The sequence below is a fragment of the Anaerococcus jeddahensis genome (assembly GCF_001182725.1).
In the GTDB taxonomy this organism is placed as follows: domain Bacteria; phylum Bacillota; class Clostridia; order Tissierellales; family Peptoniphilaceae; genus Anaerococcus; species Anaerococcus jeddahensis.
On record NZ_CWHU01000005.1, the window covers coordinates 761,505 to 777,575 of the forward strand.

At 26.2% G+C, this 16,071-nt stretch carries 16 protein-coding genes; all 16 read right to left on the reverse strand.

Annotation, left to right across the window (positions count from 1 at the left end):
• Nucleotides 1–46: 46 nt before the first annotated feature.
• Entirely contained in the window at nucleotides 47–1,522 is a 1,476-nt protein-coding gene (locus BN2087_RS06725) for a hypothetical protein (protein ID WP_049691061.1), read from the reverse strand.
• Nucleotides 1,519–2,892, reverse strand: coding sequence for a sensor histidine kinase (locus BN2087_RS06730; protein WP_342399198.1), 1,374 nt, complete (start codon nucleotides 2,890–2,892; stop codon nucleotides 1,519–1,521). The genes BN2087_RS06725 and BN2087_RS06730 overlap by 4 nt, the downstream gene beginning before the upstream one ends.
• Before the next feature lie 56 nt (nucleotides 2,893–2,948).
• A complete protein-coding gene (locus tag BN2087_RS06735) occupies nucleotides 2,949–3,644 on the reverse strand; it encodes a response regulator transcription factor (RefSeq protein ID WP_049691063.1) in 696 nt (231 codons plus the stop codon).
• On the reverse strand, nucleotides 3,637–4,536 hold the full coding sequence (locus tag BN2087_RS06740; RefSeq protein WP_049691064.1) for an ROK family protein: 900 nt from the start codon (nucleotides 4,534–4,536) through the stop codon (nucleotides 3,637–3,639). The genes BN2087_RS06735 and BN2087_RS06740 overlap by 8 nt, the downstream gene beginning before the upstream one ends.
• Nucleotides 4,529–6,157 carry a nucleoside kinase gene (locus tag BN2087_RS06745; RefSeq protein WP_049691065.1) on the reverse strand — a complete coding sequence of 543 codons (1,629 nt, stop codon included), beginning with the start codon at nucleotides 6,155–6,157 and terminating at the stop codon, nucleotides 4,529–4,531. Before BN2087_RS06745 ends, BN2087_RS06740 begins: the two co-directional genes overlap by 8 nt.
• A complete protein-coding gene (locus tag BN2087_RS06750; RefSeq protein ID WP_049691066.1) occupies nucleotides 6,141–7,097 on the reverse strand; it encodes an RluA family pseudouridine synthase in 957 nt (318 codons plus the stop codon). Before BN2087_RS06750 ends, BN2087_RS06745 begins: the two co-directional genes overlap by 17 nt.
• Before the next feature lies 1 nt (nucleotide 7,098).
• On the reverse strand, nucleotides 7,099–7,638 hold the full coding sequence (locus BN2087_RS06755) for a DUF6648 family protein (protein ID WP_049691067.1): 540 nt from the start codon (nucleotides 7,636–7,638) through the stop codon (nucleotides 7,099–7,101).
• Nucleotides 7,639–7,674: 36 nt separating this feature from the next.
• On the reverse strand, nucleotides 7,675–8,103 hold the full coding sequence (locus BN2087_RS06760; protein ID WP_049691068.1) for an ATP-binding protein: 429 nt from the start codon (nucleotides 8,101–8,103) through the stop codon (nucleotides 7,675–7,677).
• A complete protein-coding gene (mnmL, locus tag BN2087_RS06765; RefSeq protein WP_049691069.1) occupies nucleotides 8,100–9,056 on the reverse strand; it encodes a tRNA modification radical SAM protein MnmL/YtqA in 957 nt (318 codons plus the stop codon). Before mnmL ends, BN2087_RS06760 begins: the two co-directional genes overlap by 4 nt.
• Nucleotides 9,049–9,405: a DUF1292 domain-containing protein gene (locus BN2087_RS06770; protein ID WP_049691070.1), complete on the reverse strand. Its 357-nt coding sequence runs from the start codon at nucleotides 9,403–9,405 to the stop codon at nucleotides 9,049–9,051. The genes mnmL and BN2087_RS06770 overlap by 8 nt, the downstream gene beginning before the upstream one ends.
• A gap of 2 nt (nucleotides 9,406–9,407) precedes the next feature.
• On the reverse strand, nucleotides 9,408–10,808 hold the full coding sequence (locus BN2087_RS06775) for a zinc-binding metallopeptidase family protein (RefSeq protein ID WP_049691071.1): 1,401 nt from the start codon (nucleotides 10,806–10,808) through the stop codon (nucleotides 9,408–9,410).
• Nucleotides 10,809–10,817: 9 nt separating this feature from the next.
• The gene (locus BN2087_RS06780; protein WP_049691072.1) at nucleotides 10,818–11,564 is read right to left on the reverse strand and encodes a peptidylprolyl isomerase; all 747 of its coding nucleotides are present in this window, start codon (nucleotides 11,562–11,564) and stop codon (nucleotides 10,818–10,820) included.
• Nucleotide 11,565: 1 nt separating this feature from the next.
• The gene (locus tag BN2087_RS06785) at nucleotides 11,566–12,381 is read right to left on the reverse strand and encodes a S1-like domain-containing RNA-binding protein (RefSeq protein WP_245190866.1); all 816 of its coding nucleotides are present in this window, start codon (nucleotides 12,379–12,381) and stop codon (nucleotides 11,566–11,568) included.
• Nucleotides 12,382–12,386: 5 nt separating this feature from the next.
• On the reverse strand, nucleotides 12,387–13,238 hold the full coding sequence (locus BN2087_RS06790; RefSeq protein WP_049691073.1) for a YitT family protein: 852 nt from the start codon (nucleotides 13,236–13,238) through the stop codon (nucleotides 12,387–12,389).
• Nucleotides 13,239–13,408: 170 nt separating this feature from the next.
• A complete protein-coding gene (locus BN2087_RS06795; RefSeq protein ID WP_049691074.1) occupies nucleotides 13,409–14,326 on the reverse strand; it encodes a kanamycin kinase in 918 nt (305 codons plus the stop codon).
• Nucleotides 14,326–16,035 (reverse strand): phosphoenolpyruvate--protein phosphotransferase, encoded by a 1,710-nt coding sequence (gene ptsP / locus BN2087_RS06800; RefSeq protein WP_049691075.1) that lies wholly within the window; start codon nucleotides 16,033–16,035, stop codon nucleotides 14,326–14,328. The genes BN2087_RS06795 and ptsP overlap by 1 nt, the downstream gene beginning before the upstream one ends.
• Between the last annotated feature and the right edge of the window lie 36 nt (nucleotides 16,036–16,071).

A 16,071-nucleotide genomic window follows, 5' to 3' on the forward strand; every position in this document is an offset into this window, starting at 1 on the left:
TCTTAAATAATATTATCAAAAATTTTAAAAATAAGTCAATTTTTATCTAATGAATTATTATATTATTATCATTAAAAGATTTTTCCCATTTTTCTGCATATGAGCCCAAGCCTTGTTCAAACATTATTATATCAGTCGAATTTGATAATTGGATAGAAAATTTTGGATTTGGGTCAATAAGACCGTTTTTTATTGAATAAAACAAAATTTCATCAGGAGTTTGAACAGCTACATATTGGCTATTTGCAAGTTCAAAATAATCTTTCGCTTGACTATTGATATTTTTCACCTTATCAATTGTAAGATCTTTGTTATCTTGATTAATAAGGTCTTCCTTTAAAGTTATGTCAATAGAAAATGATTTTTGTTCCAAATTATCATCTTTTTCCATTTGATAAGTTGATTGTAATTGCCATAAGCCTAAATTTCTTATAAAACCAAAATTTGTAAAATCATATGATATTTTATCTTTATCTACTGAACTTATATTTTTACTTATTTGATCAAAAATAATATCTTTAAAAGTTTGTTTACTGTTGTCATCTCCTGTGAATTCATTTATTGTTAAAAAAGAATCTTTAGATATTTCATCAGTTCTTAAAACAGCATATTTATTTACAGGAAGTTTATCGCTAACAAGAGTGTAATCAAAAGAAACATAATCTTCGTTGACATAATTTATTTTTAAATCAATATCATCATTTAAAAACTTATATTTTCCCTTGTGTTTGCTATCATTTATGTGATTTTCAAGTTTTACAGGATATGCCATAATGGTGTTATAAGTTCTAGTTTTATTGTTTGGCTCACACTTAAGTCTCCAAAATTCCTCTTTTAATGGGAAGAATATATGTTCAGCTTTTTCAATTCTTGCCATTTTACTTGGTTCAATTCTTATGCAGTAGGTGTAATAATAATAATTTGGGTGAGATGAATTATTATCTACCCTCTCTCTTACTCCAATTAAAACGCTTATATCTTTTTCGATTTTTTCACCAGTTTTTGTAGTGCTTCTTTCTTTAGAAGCTTTTTTTGCGTATTTTTTTATTACACTTCTATTTACTGATTTATCGATTTTTTTTAAAATTACTGCACATTCATTTTGTAGATAAGCTATTTTGTTTTTTTCTAAAATAATAAAATCTTTTGAATACAATTGACCTTGACTAGCTGATAAAATTTTTACGAATGAATTTTTTGAAAAATCATAATCAACTGATCTGCTTTCTAAATATGACTTTAAATTTACAAATTTTGAAGAAAATTTTGGTGGATATGCATAATCATCATTTAAAGCTACCAAATTTTTGTCTATATATAACTTATCACCAACAGAAACATTGATTGTTTCACCCTTATTTGTGGATTTTTTTATTTCACTAACCTGCCAGGTTCCTTTTAAAATTGGATCTTCAACTGCAGGTGGCTCGATTAATTCAGTAACATCTTCAGGTCTGCCAAAGCTACAAGATGTCAAAATAAAAAGAAATAATAATAAAGTTAATTTTTTTAATTTAATCATAGCTTAACCCTCGGCAATACTACAGTAACAGATGTTCCAACAGTATATTTACTCTTTATAATTAATTTCCCATCATGAGCTTTTACTATTTCTTCACAAATTGAAAGACCTAGTCCAGTTTGACTTTTTGAAGAAGAACCTTTGAAAAATTTACTAGATACAAAAGAAATTTCGTCTTCTTTTATTCCTTCTCCGTCATCTTTTACTTCTATATTTACAAAATCTTCATCCCTGCTAATCATGACATCAATATGTCCTTCTTTTGAAGTAAATTTCATAGCATTATCTATAATGTTTATAAAAACTTCTTTCATTTTGTTTTTATCACAATGAACTAAAATTTCTTCGTAGGCAGTTTTAAACTCAAAATTAATTTTTTCATTTAAACTTCTCGGATAAAGTTGATTGTAGACTTCTTTAACTATATCAACAATATTCAAATCATCTTTTTCATATTGGAAAGATGAAGAAGAAAGTCTTGAGAAATTCAATAAATCTTCCACCATCAAAGATAATCTTTCACCTTCATTTTCAATGATAGTTAAACCTTGGTTTAACATATCTTCATTTTTTTGAATATCTTTTGATTGTAAGGTAATTGCCCATCCTTTTATTGAAGTTAGAGGAGTTCTTAACTCATGAGAAACTGAAGAGATAAATTCATTTTTCATATCTTCTCTTTTTACAATACTCTCGCTCATATAATTAAGAGTTTGTCCAAGTTCAGAAATCTCGTTTTTACCATTTTCACTGGCTCTAACCTTAAAATCTCCCTGAGCTAGTTTTTCACCAACTCTAGTTAATTTTTTAATAGGAACAATCCACCTTTTTGATGCATAGTAGGATACTATCAAAGTTATAAAGAAAATTATCAGACCAAAAAACAAAAATATAATCATTTGATTATTTACATTTTCTTTGACCTTTTTTGTTGAAGATATTAGCCTAATAATACCTATTTGTTTTTGATTATCACTTAGAGGATATGATAAGGCTATTACTTCTTCACCAGTTTTATCATTAAAAAGTTTTTGATAAGAATACTCTCCCTTGTTTGCATTTAACACGTCAGAAGTTTTAATCTTTTTACCAATTTTTGTAGAACCAAGTGAATCAAACAAAACATTAGAAGAATTATCCAAAATTTGCACCTGGCTAACATTATTTCTATAAAAAGAATTTTTATCTCCAATAACTATTTCTGAAAGATCATACCTAGACAAATAATTTGAATATAAAACTTGATTATATTTTGCTTGATTTAGCATAGCTCCTACAAGAGCAGACTCATAATAATTAGTAATAGACCTAAAGGAAAAAATTTCAAACCCAATAATAACTACAGTTACAAAAATCATTATTATTTTCATAATACTAAAAGTTATACTATTAAAATTAATTCCTAATAATGATTTTTTTTTCTTTTTTATCTCCATCTGTAGCCTGTTCCCCAAACTGTTTCAATATACTCAGGTTTAGCTGGATTTTCTTCTATTTTTGCCCTTATTCTTCTTATATTTACATCTACAATTTTTGTGTCTGTACTATAATTATCACCCCAAGTATCTTTCATTATTTCCATCCTACTCATAGCCTTTCCCTTATTTAAAATAAAGTTTTTTAAGATAGTAAATTCTGTTGGAGTAACGTCAATCTCCACATTATTTTTATAGAAATTTCTTGAATAAAGGTCTAATTTAAAGGCACCATCTTCAAGAACATTATCATTTTTCTCTTCCTTTTCCTCATCGCTATAATTAACTCTTCTCATCAAGGATTTTACTCTTAAAATAAGCTCTTGAGGATTAAAAGGTTTAATAATATAATCATCACAGCCTCTTTCAAGTCCCAATATTTTATCAATATCTTGACTTTTAGCTGAAACCATAATTATTCCAACTTTAGGATAGTTTTTTCTTATGCTATCGCATACTTCATATCCACTTATTCCTGGAAGCATTATATCTAAAATAAAAACTGAAGGTTCTTCTTCATCAGCTATTTTTAATGCTTCTTCACCAGTACCTGCTTCAACAATATCAAATCCAGCATATTCTAGATTTATTTTCATAAATTGTCTGATGTGCTCTTCGTCATCACAAATTAAGATTTTATCACTCATTTTCAAGCCTTTCCATTGCAATTCTACCAGCGCCAATTACTCCAGCGTCATTTAAAAATTTGGCTGATTTTATTTCTATTTCTTCAGATAAGTGGCAATAAGAATTAAAATTTTCAATAACCTCATCCCACCAATAATCCTTAGAATTTATAACTCCTCCACCTATTATTATAAGCTCTGGATCAAAAACATTTCTTAAACTTGTCAAAAACCATGCTAAATCACTTGTAAATCTTTCTATTACTTTTTTAGCATTCTCATCCTTATCAGATATTTTAAATATTTCTGCTCCACTTAATCTATTTCTTGTCAATTCCTCGTAATGTCTTACAAGTGCTGTTCCAGAGCAATAACTTTCTGCACAACCACTTTGTCCACAAGTGCAATATTCACCATTGGGATGGAGGATAAGGTGACCTAATTCAGCTCCTTGGAAGTGGCTTCCTGATAGTAATCCCATTTTTTCATTATAAACAGCTCCTCCAAGTCCTGTCCCAATAGTAATCATAACTATGTCTTTAAAGCCTTGGCCTGCACCAAGCCATTTTTCACAAATCAATGCAATATTTGCATCATTTTCAATAAAAACTGGAAGATTAGAAATTTTTTCAATTTCTTTTTTTAAATTAAGTCCAGTCCAACCGTCAATGTTACCTGCAAAAGTTACAACTCCGTTTTCTGAATCAATAAAACCAGGAGTTCCAACACCAATAGCTTCAATTTCGTCAGTTTTTAAAAAATCAATGATCTTAGAAATATTTTCTAATACCTTATCTTTTCCTTCCCTAGCACAAGTTTCAAGCCTATAAGTTTTTAAAATCTCACCTTTTTCATCAATTACAGCACCTTGTATTTTTGTTCCGCCTATATCTAGTCCTATTGTTTTAGTCATTATCCTCTCCTATAAATTCTCTAAGTATTGAATGATCATCTATAATTTTTGTATCTTCCATATGCACAAAATATGATAAAATATTTTGTAACCTATCAACCATATAATAATATTTTGAATATTTTGAAACTTGTTTTAAACATTCTAGTGCATATTTTTTTAGGGCATTATATTCGTATATTAAAGATGAATCTACATAAAAGTCTGCTCTGTTTTGATATGGAAAAATATATTTTTCTTCACCTAGCTTTACATTGTCCCAAGATTTTAATGTATCTAAAGTTTTATAACCTCTGTATTTGTTATCCCTAACTATTCTTCTAATTAGTCTAGTTTCAGTTGATGAAATCCTATTTGTAGAATCAATATTTATACCAGTTAAAACTGAAACGTAAATCTTATACTTATTTTTTTCTGGAATATAATCCGTAAGTTTTGGATTTAGAGCATGAATACCCTCTATAATCAAAACTGTATTTTCACTCATTATTATCTTTTTATTCGATAAGGTTCTGATTCCTTTTATAAAATTAAATGAAGGTAAAATCACTTCTTTTCCCTCTAAAAGATTTAATAAATCTTCATTCAAAGAATATAAATCTATGGCATCTATGCTTTCATAATCTTTATTTCCATTTTTATCAAGGGGTGTTTTACTCCTATCTACAAAATAGTCATCAGTTGAAATTACAAAGGCATCCTTTCCTAAAACTGCAAGTTGAATAGCAAGTTTTTTTGCAGTAGTAGTTTTCCCAGAAGATGAAGGACCAGCAAGCATTACTATATTCATATTGTTATCTATGATATCCTTAGCACACTTACTTAATTGATTATTATAATATGTTTCGTTTATATTAATCAAACTTTCAATTTTATTATTTTTTACCAGATTATTTAAATCACTGGCATAATTTATTCCCAATAAATTTGTCCATCTTTTTGATCTTTCATAAATTTTTGGTATATTTATCTGTTCCTTAAAATTTAATAGTTTTGAATTATAATTTTTTTTGTAGTTAATTAAAAGACCAGGATAATAATAAATCAACTCAAAATCTTCAATCCAAGAAGATTTTGGACATAAAAAATTAGTAAAAGAAAAAAACCTACCATCAATTTCATAAATACCAATATTTTGGCAATCTATACTATTTAGTAAATCAACTTTATCCAATTGATTATTGTCTTTGAAAATTTTTAAAGCCTCATCTTTTGAATAAGATTTTCTAGAAAAAGAAATATCCTCTTTTATTATACTATCCATTTCATTTTTGATTTTTGATATGTCATTGTGTAAAATTTTAAAGTTATTAATAGACAAATATAGGCAATTATTTACAGAGTATTCTACTTTTACTTTAATATTATTATAAATTTTTTTAATTGCCAATATGCACACTAGGGCTATACTTGATTCATAAGTAAGATTTGCTATATGACTAAATTTATCTATTAAATAAATCTTATCATTAGGAAAAATCTCATAATTTAAATCTTCTATCTTTTCATTTACATTTGCAAGAATATAATTTTTATAATTTGTTGGATATATTTCTTGAATAATTTCATATAAAATTTTTTTATCTGTTTTTATAATTTCATCATTAATTAAAACTTGCATTAAAAACTTCCTCTTTTAGCTTATTAATTTTATCAACTTGCCTTGAGATAAAGATTTTGTTTTCTAAATATTCTAAATTTTCTATTTTACCGAATACTAACTTGTAAGCAAGTAAGGCTTGGTTATTAAGATTTATCTTTTTATAATTTATTTTTGATTTGCTATATTTTCTATCACCTATAATTGGTGTTGAATTTTTATTTAAGGAATATCTAATTTGGTGAGTTTTTCCTGTAATAAGCTCACATTCTAGTAGGGTAAAATTGTTTTTACTCTCAAGAGGATGGAATTTTGTTATTATCCTTTTTCCCTCTTTATTATCTTTTACCATATTTTTATTTTCAAATTTACTTATATTTGTATCAATAGCAAAATCTTTTTTTAATTCACCTTCAACTATGGTTAGGTAATATTTGTTTATTTTACCATTACGAATGGCTTCATTTAAACTTCTTAAAGTTTTTGAATTTTTCGCTCCAATTATAAGGCCTGCTGTGTTTCTATCAAGCCTATTTACAATGCTTGGTCTAAATGTTAGGTCTCTGCTATTAACTTTATTTGTTTTATACAAATATGAAGTCATTTGGTCAACCAAATTTTTTCCATAATCACTTGCATTTGCAGCATGGGATAAAACTCCAGATTTTTTATCAATAATAAGGATATTCTCATCTTCATAAATTATATCAAGATCAAAATCACTTGCTTCAAAATTATCCTTTCTAACCCACTTTTGATAATCTTCATCTGTTATATACATTCTGATAATATCGCCATATTTTACAAAATCATCTTTTTTTGCTCTTTTATCGTTTATTTTAAAGTTTTTCTTTCTTATATTTTTTTGAATAATTGATAAGGATGCATTTTTTAAATATTTTCTTAAAAATCTATCAAATCTTTGATTTGAGTCATTTTCATTTATTCTAACTTCTATCATATTAATAAGATTTATTTACGTAAGAATCAATCATAGAAGTTTTGGCCTCATCTAAAAAACATTTTTTTTCTTGTAGTTTTTTTAATAGATTTTTATTTTTAGAATGTAATATCAACTTATCATAATCTTTAAGATATATTTCAAAAATCTCTCCTGTAAGTCTTTTAGATTTTAATTTTATATAATAGGCTTCTATATCCTTGTATTCAATTAAATCTAATAATTTTTCAGTTGCTATATCTTTTAAATAATAATAATTTTCCCTATTATTTATTTCTTGTTGATATTTTTTCTTCTTTTTAGAAATTAAATTTAAAGCCATTTGATTAGACCTTTTAGCCATAATATTGTAGTACTGGTAATTATAAACAGCTTGCAAAATTGTGGATATATTTGAAAATGGTTTTAAATCTAATTTGACCAAATATTCATAATTAATTTCTAAAAATTCATTTTTTCCGATTTTTTTCTCAGTTAATAAATCTATACTTTCCTTTCTCCATTTATTGAAAGTTTCTAATTTTTTTTCTTCATCTAACATAATATCAAAAAACCGTCTCGAGGAGACGGCTTAAATTTAATCTAATAATTTTGTTTCGTGAATTTCTGCATCAAGAGATTCAGGTATATCACTTGACTTACAATCTAGGCCAAGGTAGATGTCCACATTGCATTCTTTTGAAAGTTTAGTTAAGTCATCTGAAAGTTTCTCAATATTTTCACTATTTATATCAACTATATCATAGATACCATCAATATATATTTTTCCAATATCATAATCTCTTGCTAATATTCCAGCAATAAAACCTCTAAAAGATTCTACAGAATCAATGAAAAAGTTTGAGGCATCTATTAATCTTACAGAGTGATCTAATGAATAAATTTGATCATTATCACTGTCTACAAATACAATATTTGAGTTTCCTTTTCCTTTTTCGTCGTTAGCTTGGTCAATTAGCCATTTTGTTTTTCCACTTCCTGAAGGTCCTAATACTAAATAAATCATTTCATCTCTCCCTTTAATTTTTTATATTCTTTCTGGCAAGTTAAATCGCCCTGAAAAATATTATTTTTGTTCATATACTCTACAATTTCATCCCTAATAATCCACCAAGACGAATTCCAGTTGCAAAAAACGGTATCCTCTTTTGGAGCTCTTCCTACAAGTCTTTGAATAGCAATATCCTTATTAATGTTTCTTAAAAATAAGATTACATTATTTTGATAATCCTTTTTTGATGGCATAATAAATTCATTATTTTCGTACATTTTTTCAAGTTTTGTATTTTTTATTACGAATAAAGAATGAATTTTCACCTCTTTAATTCCAAGTACATTAATAATTCTAGAAGTTTCAATAATATCTTCGTCATCATCCCACGGTAGAGATAAAATAACGTGAGTACATATTCTAAATCCATACTCATTAATCATGTTACAAGCTTTAATAAAATCAGCCAAATCCTCACATCTATTTAAGATTTTTAAGGATTTATAATTTGCTGTTTGCAAACCTAATTCTATAACTATATCTATTCCAGTGTGATTTGAAAATTCCTTTAAAAAATTTAATTTTTTATAAGTTATACAATCACTTCTTGTAGAAATTGATATAGCTACAATATAATCTTTATTGCAAGCATTAATAACATTTTTAAATTTATCAAATTCCATGTAGGTATTTGAAAAGTTTTGAAAGTAGGCTATGAACTTTTTTGCTTTATATCTACTACCTATATATTCTTTATTAATTTCCAATTGTTTATCAACAGTCATAAATGAAGGCAGATTCTCAAAACTTCCTCCGCTTTCAGAGCAAAATATACAACCTTCTGTACTTTTTTCTCCATCTCTGTTGGGACAAGTTAAAGATAATTTTATAGGTAGTTTATATACCTTTTCTCCATATTTGGATTTATAATATTTTGATATAGGAAAATAAGGTAAGTCCCTATTCATCTAAATCACTATCTTCTAAATCACTTTCATATTCACTTACAATTTCATCAATTGTATCGTAATCCCAATAATGTGAAAATAAATGATAAATTTCATCAAGTTTATCTTCATCTTCTAATGCATTTAATTTTATTTCACCAGTTTCATCATCAACAAGCTCATACAATAAAATTATTAATTCGCTATTTTCACTGTCAACCAATGCTATATAATCATCATTATCTACAGAAAAAATATCTATTAAATAACATTGTCTGGGATTTTCATCAAGTTGCAATTCTATAATTGCTTTTCCTTCATTTTTTTCAAATTCAATTTCATGATTGTGAATTTCTAATTTTTTTGTCATTTTCACTCCATATTTTTATCTAGCTTAAACAAAACATCTTTTAATAAAGAAAATGTTTTTAATATATCTTTAAAATCACTAGCAGATGTTTTCATATCTACTTGTTTATATTTTACCCCAATTGATATCATATTAACATCAAATTTATAAAAAATAACATTACAATCTAAAGAATATTGTGTTTTTATTATCTTTAACTTACTTTTAAATAGCTGATCATAGGCATCATTGAAAACTTTCACTAAAAAATCATTTTTATTTTGCCAAGAAGGAATTGATAATCTATTTTTTAATTCCCCACCATTAATATCTGCTGCAAGTTTCGTTTTTTCAAGCATTTGTTTTAAACTATCTTCAGATAAAGACCTAAAAATCATAACAGCATTTAATTTATAACTTGAAGTCCTAGCTTTGGTTAAAACCGAAGAAGCAATGGTTGTTTTTGTATTGCTATCAACTGAATAGGTTCCATTTAAAGATAACTCAACGAAAGATGATATGTGCTCATAAGATTCTTTAGTCATAGGATAAAATTTTAAAGAATCAATTTTATTAATATCAAATTTTAAATTTGGTTCAAGCCTTAAATTTTTAGAAAGATATTCGCTTACAAATAAATTGAAAATATTTAGCAAATCATTTTCAAAATCTTTTTTACATGCAAGATCTACAAAACTATATGAAGGCATTTTTTCATTTTTTCCATTTCCTTCAACATTTATTATATCAAGATCAACTTTTGATTTAATTTTTCTTATAAATGTAATCAACACCTTGATAGTATTTTTTAAAAAATTATTGATATCATTGGAATAATCGTTGCCTATAAGATTGCCGAGGCCTATTCTATAAATACAATTTTCTTGTAAATATTCTTCTTCATTTATTTCTATTCTTTTTATTGGAATTTCTGCTGTACTTATAGTGTGAGATGCAAAACTTTCTGCAATACAATCTGATTCATTTAAATTCAAATTAATAATATTTTTAGACCTTAGTACAGATCTTAAGATTGAAAAATCTCTATTGTAGTCACTCATATAATTATTTGTTAATAAAATATCAAAATCGCCTACACTTTCTTCTAAGAGCAAACAAATATTTAAAATCCCACTTATTTCAGTTGGATTTAAATTTGTTTCAAATGAAAAATCTTCATCTTCTTTTACATTTATGAAAGAAGATGAATTAATTTTATCACTTATATTTAAGTGTAAAACAACTTTTGGATTTTCATTTTTAATATAATAGCAATCATTTATTAAAAGTATAGTTAATCTTTTTTCCTTAGCTTTTGACAAGACAAATTTTATAAGCGACTTTTTATCATCAATCACCTTGATATATTCACCTAAATCTTTTGCTATTGTTTTTAACTTATAGGAATAATTTGAGTTTTCCATATAAATTCCTTAATAATATTTCTTGACTTCAACCTTCTCTTTTATTTCGTTTGTTTTTTCTAAATATTTTTCTTGTCGTTTTATCATTAGAAGAGTGTCATGAATTCTATCTTTAATTTCATTCAATTCTGGAAGATATTCATCGTGAGTATGGTCAAGTTTTATAATGTGATAACCAAATTGAGTCTTTACAGGTTTTGAAATTTCACCTTCTTTAAGCTTATCAAGTGCATATTCAAATTCTTTTACCATAGCTCCTTTTGGAAATTCGCCCAAATCTCCGCCTTTACTAGCCTTATCTGTAGAATATTTATCAGCAGCATCTGAAAAACTTAAACCATCTTGAATTTTCTCTAAAATATCATTAGCTTTTTTTTCATCTTCTACTAAAATATGGCTTGCTCTGTAAGATTTTGGTTTTTTTACAACTTCTTTATTATTTTCATAATATTCTTTTATTTCATCATCACTTACTTTTATGCTATCAAATAATAAGTGCATAGCATAATTTTTTAACATATTTTCTTTTGTTATTTCAAGTTGATCTTTAAATTCTTTATCTTGGTCAAGATTATGCTCTTTTGCATCTATATACATTAATTCTTGGTTTACTAATTCATCTGCAATTTGATGAATACCTTGTGGATTCATAAATTGTTGACCACCTTGCATTTGAGAAATAAAAGCAATTACATCACTTTGTTTGATTTCTTTTCCATTTACTTCTGCTAATACATCTTTATTTTTTTCTGTCATTTTACCTCTCCAATAATTCTATTTTTTTAGGATATATTTTTATATGTTTGTCCTTATAAAGTCTTCCTATTGCTCTTTTATAGGCAGCTTTTGAAAAACCAAAAACCTTAAAAATTTTATCAGGTGAAGACTTATCACCTAAATTCAATTTTCCATCATTTTCTTCTAAATAATCTAATATTTTTTGACAATCATCATCTATTTCAAGATAAGATCTTTTTCTATTAGATAATTCAATTTTTCCGTCTTCTCTTACTTCTTTAACCCTAAGTTTTAAAAGTTCACCTTCAATATGAACTCCTTTTAACTCATTAATTCTAATTAGTGAATCATATTGGTTATTTATAGCGATAAAAGCACCAATGTGCTTATTTATAGAATAAATTCTTCCTTCTACAATATCATTTTCTTTTAAATTATGATCTGTAGATAAGAAATTTCTTATCTTACTTGTAAGAATTGGCATATTTTGATCATCAAAAATTATACCAACTGGATATGTCATATCCTTAATTATCCTGTAAGATTTTTCACTGGCTGGCATTAATAATTTTATCTTATCATGGTAAATAAAATATGCGCCATTTTTCTTAACATCTATACACTTAAGAGAGTAAATCTTTTCATTTTCTAATTCTAAATTTCTACTTGCTCTCAAGGTATTATTTTTATCATAATAGATATAAACTTTTATCTGATCGTTTTGTTTATAATCACCCAGATCATTTTTATCTATTACAGCATCTCCAAACTTGGTTTGAATGTATGCCTTGTTCTTGCTAATTCTTTTTATTTTTAATTTTTTTATAAAAATCACTCCTATTATTCAAAAACCCCATAGGTAAATCCTTCACCCAAAACTTCAGAAATTGAGTGAGTGAAAACAAATGCGTTTTTATCAATTTTCAATATGTCATCCTTTATCGATATGTATTTTCTAAATGGGACCACCGTAAGTATTATATCTCTTTTTTTGTGAGAATATCCACCTTCAGCTTTATATAAGGTAACTCCTCTTTTATATTTACCCAAAATCATTTGATTAATTTCATTGCTAAAATCACTTATTACAGTAATAGCTATTTTTCTACCCAAACCTTGGATGAAATAATTAAATCCAAACGATTGGATCACCACGCATAATACTGCATACAAAGCTACTTCTATTCCAAATTCCTTTATAGCAAGCATTACAACTAAAAAATCTATAGCAAATAAAGATTTTGCTAAACTTATTCTAAAATATTTATTGAAAATAGCTGCAACTATATCTGTTCCTCCTGAAGATGCATCATTAAAAAATATGCAACTTAGTGCGTAGGATTCAATACCTGCTCCAAATACTATATTAATAATCATATCATTTGATAAAATAGTATTTGGAAAATATTTTTCAAAAAACATTATGGCCAAGGATATTATGGTTGCTGATAATACAGTTTTTTTCCCAAAGTCTTTGCCCATCAAAAAAAATGCAAGAATAAATAAAGTAATATTTAAAAGCAAAGACCATTGCCCGACTGTTAAAATAGTAAACAAATTTGCCATTATTAGTGAAATTCCTGTAACTCCACCTGGTGCTATTTTATGTTGTACTAGAAAAAAATATAATCCGAACGCTAATAATATAGAATTAAACCCTATATTAAAAGTTTTTTTAAATTTTTTAACCATAATGTCTTTTCCTTTTGTAAATATTTATTTAAATTTTATCATATTTTTTTATTTTCTACAATAAAGGAAAAAACAATTTTTTAGAAATAAAAAGAGGTTATTGCAAAAGAAGTCTATGCTTATAAATTAATATAAATTATAAGACATAATTGCAACAACCCCTATTAAATTTATTTTGCCCAAGAAGGAATTATTTCTGAAAAATTATCATACATTTTTAAAATTTCATCAATTTCTTCTTCTGTTAAATATGATTTTTTCTTATCTCTTATATCTACCAAAGATTCTAATATATAATAAGCTTGATAAAAACTTAAAAGCCTAAAAAATTTTCTAGAAATCACATCACTATCGTTATATGAGTTCAAAACTCCTTTTGAAAAATCAGGATATTTTATAGCTATTTTGTTAATATTAACAAAATCACTTACACCATCACCTATTTTTATTTCTTTAAGACCCCTAATATCAATTTCATTTTCATCAAATATCCTAATATTCTTATCATTTATATTTTGATAAAGAGAATTTGATGCTGTATTTTTACATATATATTTATTTGAAGATAAATAATCAATTAAAATATAGTCATTATCTTTGATCTTGTTTAAACCATGCCTATAAAGTAAGAAATTAACTTTTGTATCTATATCCTTATACCAATCAAAGCCTTTATCTTCTTCAATTTTTTTGTCATGGATATTTTTTAAAATTTTTCCAAATTTAAGTCCTATTTTATAACTTTTATCTTTACTTACTCTGTCAAGATATTCTCCCAAAGAAATCTCATTTCTATATTCAAATATCTTGTAAGATTTGTTAATATCAGGCATAATACCAATTTCATATAAATCTAAAGTATCTAGCATTTCAATATTTTTAAGATAATTATTAATAATTTCTTCTTTTTTTAATTTGTCAAATTCATTAATTGCATATAAACCTAGTACATAGGATTTATCGTCTAATATTATTCTTATTTTATTGGACGCTATTTCATCAATTAAAGATATTTGATTAATTTTATCTGCAAAAAATTTGCTTCTTTTAATAATATCAAGAGATTTACCATTCATATTTTTATCCATTAATATTGATTTTCTATTGACTTCTCTACCTCTTTTACATCTTCTAAATCTAAAATAGTTAAGGCGAATTTTTCTTCATCTTTAAAATTAGAATTTCTAATTATATCTTTTACCTTAGGTAATTTTGCAGCTGATCCTGAAAATTCATCTAATCCAAGACCTAATAACAATTTTGTTGCTTTAGTATCTGAGGCAAACTGACCGCACATTCCAGTCCACTTTCCAGCCTTATGACTTTCATCTATTACGTGTTTTATTGATCTAATTACAGCTGGGTTAAAGTTATCATAGATATCTGAAATATTTTCATTTCCCCTATCGCAAGCTAAAGTGTATTGGGTAAGATCGTTTGTTCCTATTGAAAAGAAGTCAGAATATTTTATCAATTTATCTGCCATAATTATTGAAGCTGAAGTTTCAACCATAATTCCAAGATCAATATCTTTATTATAAGAAATTCCTTCTTTATCAAGATCTTTTTTCAAATCTTCTAAAATTTCTCTTGTTTGTTTAATTTCATCAGTCGAAATTACAAAAGGAAGCATTATTTTTAAATTTCCATATGCAGATGCTCTTAATAAAGCTCTTAATTGATCTTTGAATATATCTTGGTGGTCTAGACAAAATCTTATTGCCCTATATCCCAAAAATGGATTTTCTTCTTTTGGAAAATCATAATAATCAAGTCCTTTATCTCCACCAATATCTAAAGTTCTTACTATTAAAGGTTTTTCTCCAAGCATTTGTGTAGCTTCTTTATAAACCTCATATTGCTCTTCTTCTGTTGGAAAATGGTCATTTTCCATGTAAAGAAATTCTGTTCTAAATAAGCCTACTCCATCACAACCATGCTCGATTGCAACTTTTAAATCTTCAATATTTCCAATATTTGCAGAAACCTCGCAAACTTTTCCATCCAAAGTTTTAGCTTCTAGATTTTTAACTTTATCTAGTCTTTGTCTTTCTTCTTTTTCTTTTTCTATAATTTCATTGTATGATTTAATTTCTTCTTCACTTGGGTTAACAAATAATAAACCTTGGTTTCCATCAATTATTGCAAGTTCATCACCATTAATTTTTATAGAAACATCTTGCATTCCTACAAGAGCAGGGATATCTAAATTTTGTGCAATTATTGAAACGTGAGAAGTTTTTCCACCTAAATCGGTAGCAAAACCTAAAACTTTTTCCTTATCCATATTAGAAGTATCAGAAGGAGTTAATTCTTTAGAAATAACAATACATTCTTCATCAAGTTTTGATAAGTCTTTTGGAATTATATTTTTTATTTTGCAAAGAACTTGAAAACCTATATCTTTATAATCATCTGCTCTTTCTTTTAGATATTCATCCTCAAGAGCTGACATAACCATAACCATTTGTTCTACAGTTTCACTTGTAGCAAGTTCAGCATTTTTATTTTCATTTTTAATTTTTTCTTTGATTGTATCTGAGAAATATGGATCTTGTAAAAGTTCCTTGTGAGCCCTGACTATATTTAAAACTTCTTCATTTTTTTCAGATTTTTCTTTATTGTCAAGGTCTGTAAAATAAGATTCAATTGCATCTTCTACTTTTTTTGTGTGTAAATCTACTTCTTCATCACTGATTGTTATCTTATCAATAACTAATTCTTCTTTGTTAAATAGAAAAAGTTTACCTATAGCAACTCCACTTGAAGCTATGATTCCTTTTAGTTTATCTGTCATATTTAAACTTCCTTTCAATTATAAAAATATAGGGGT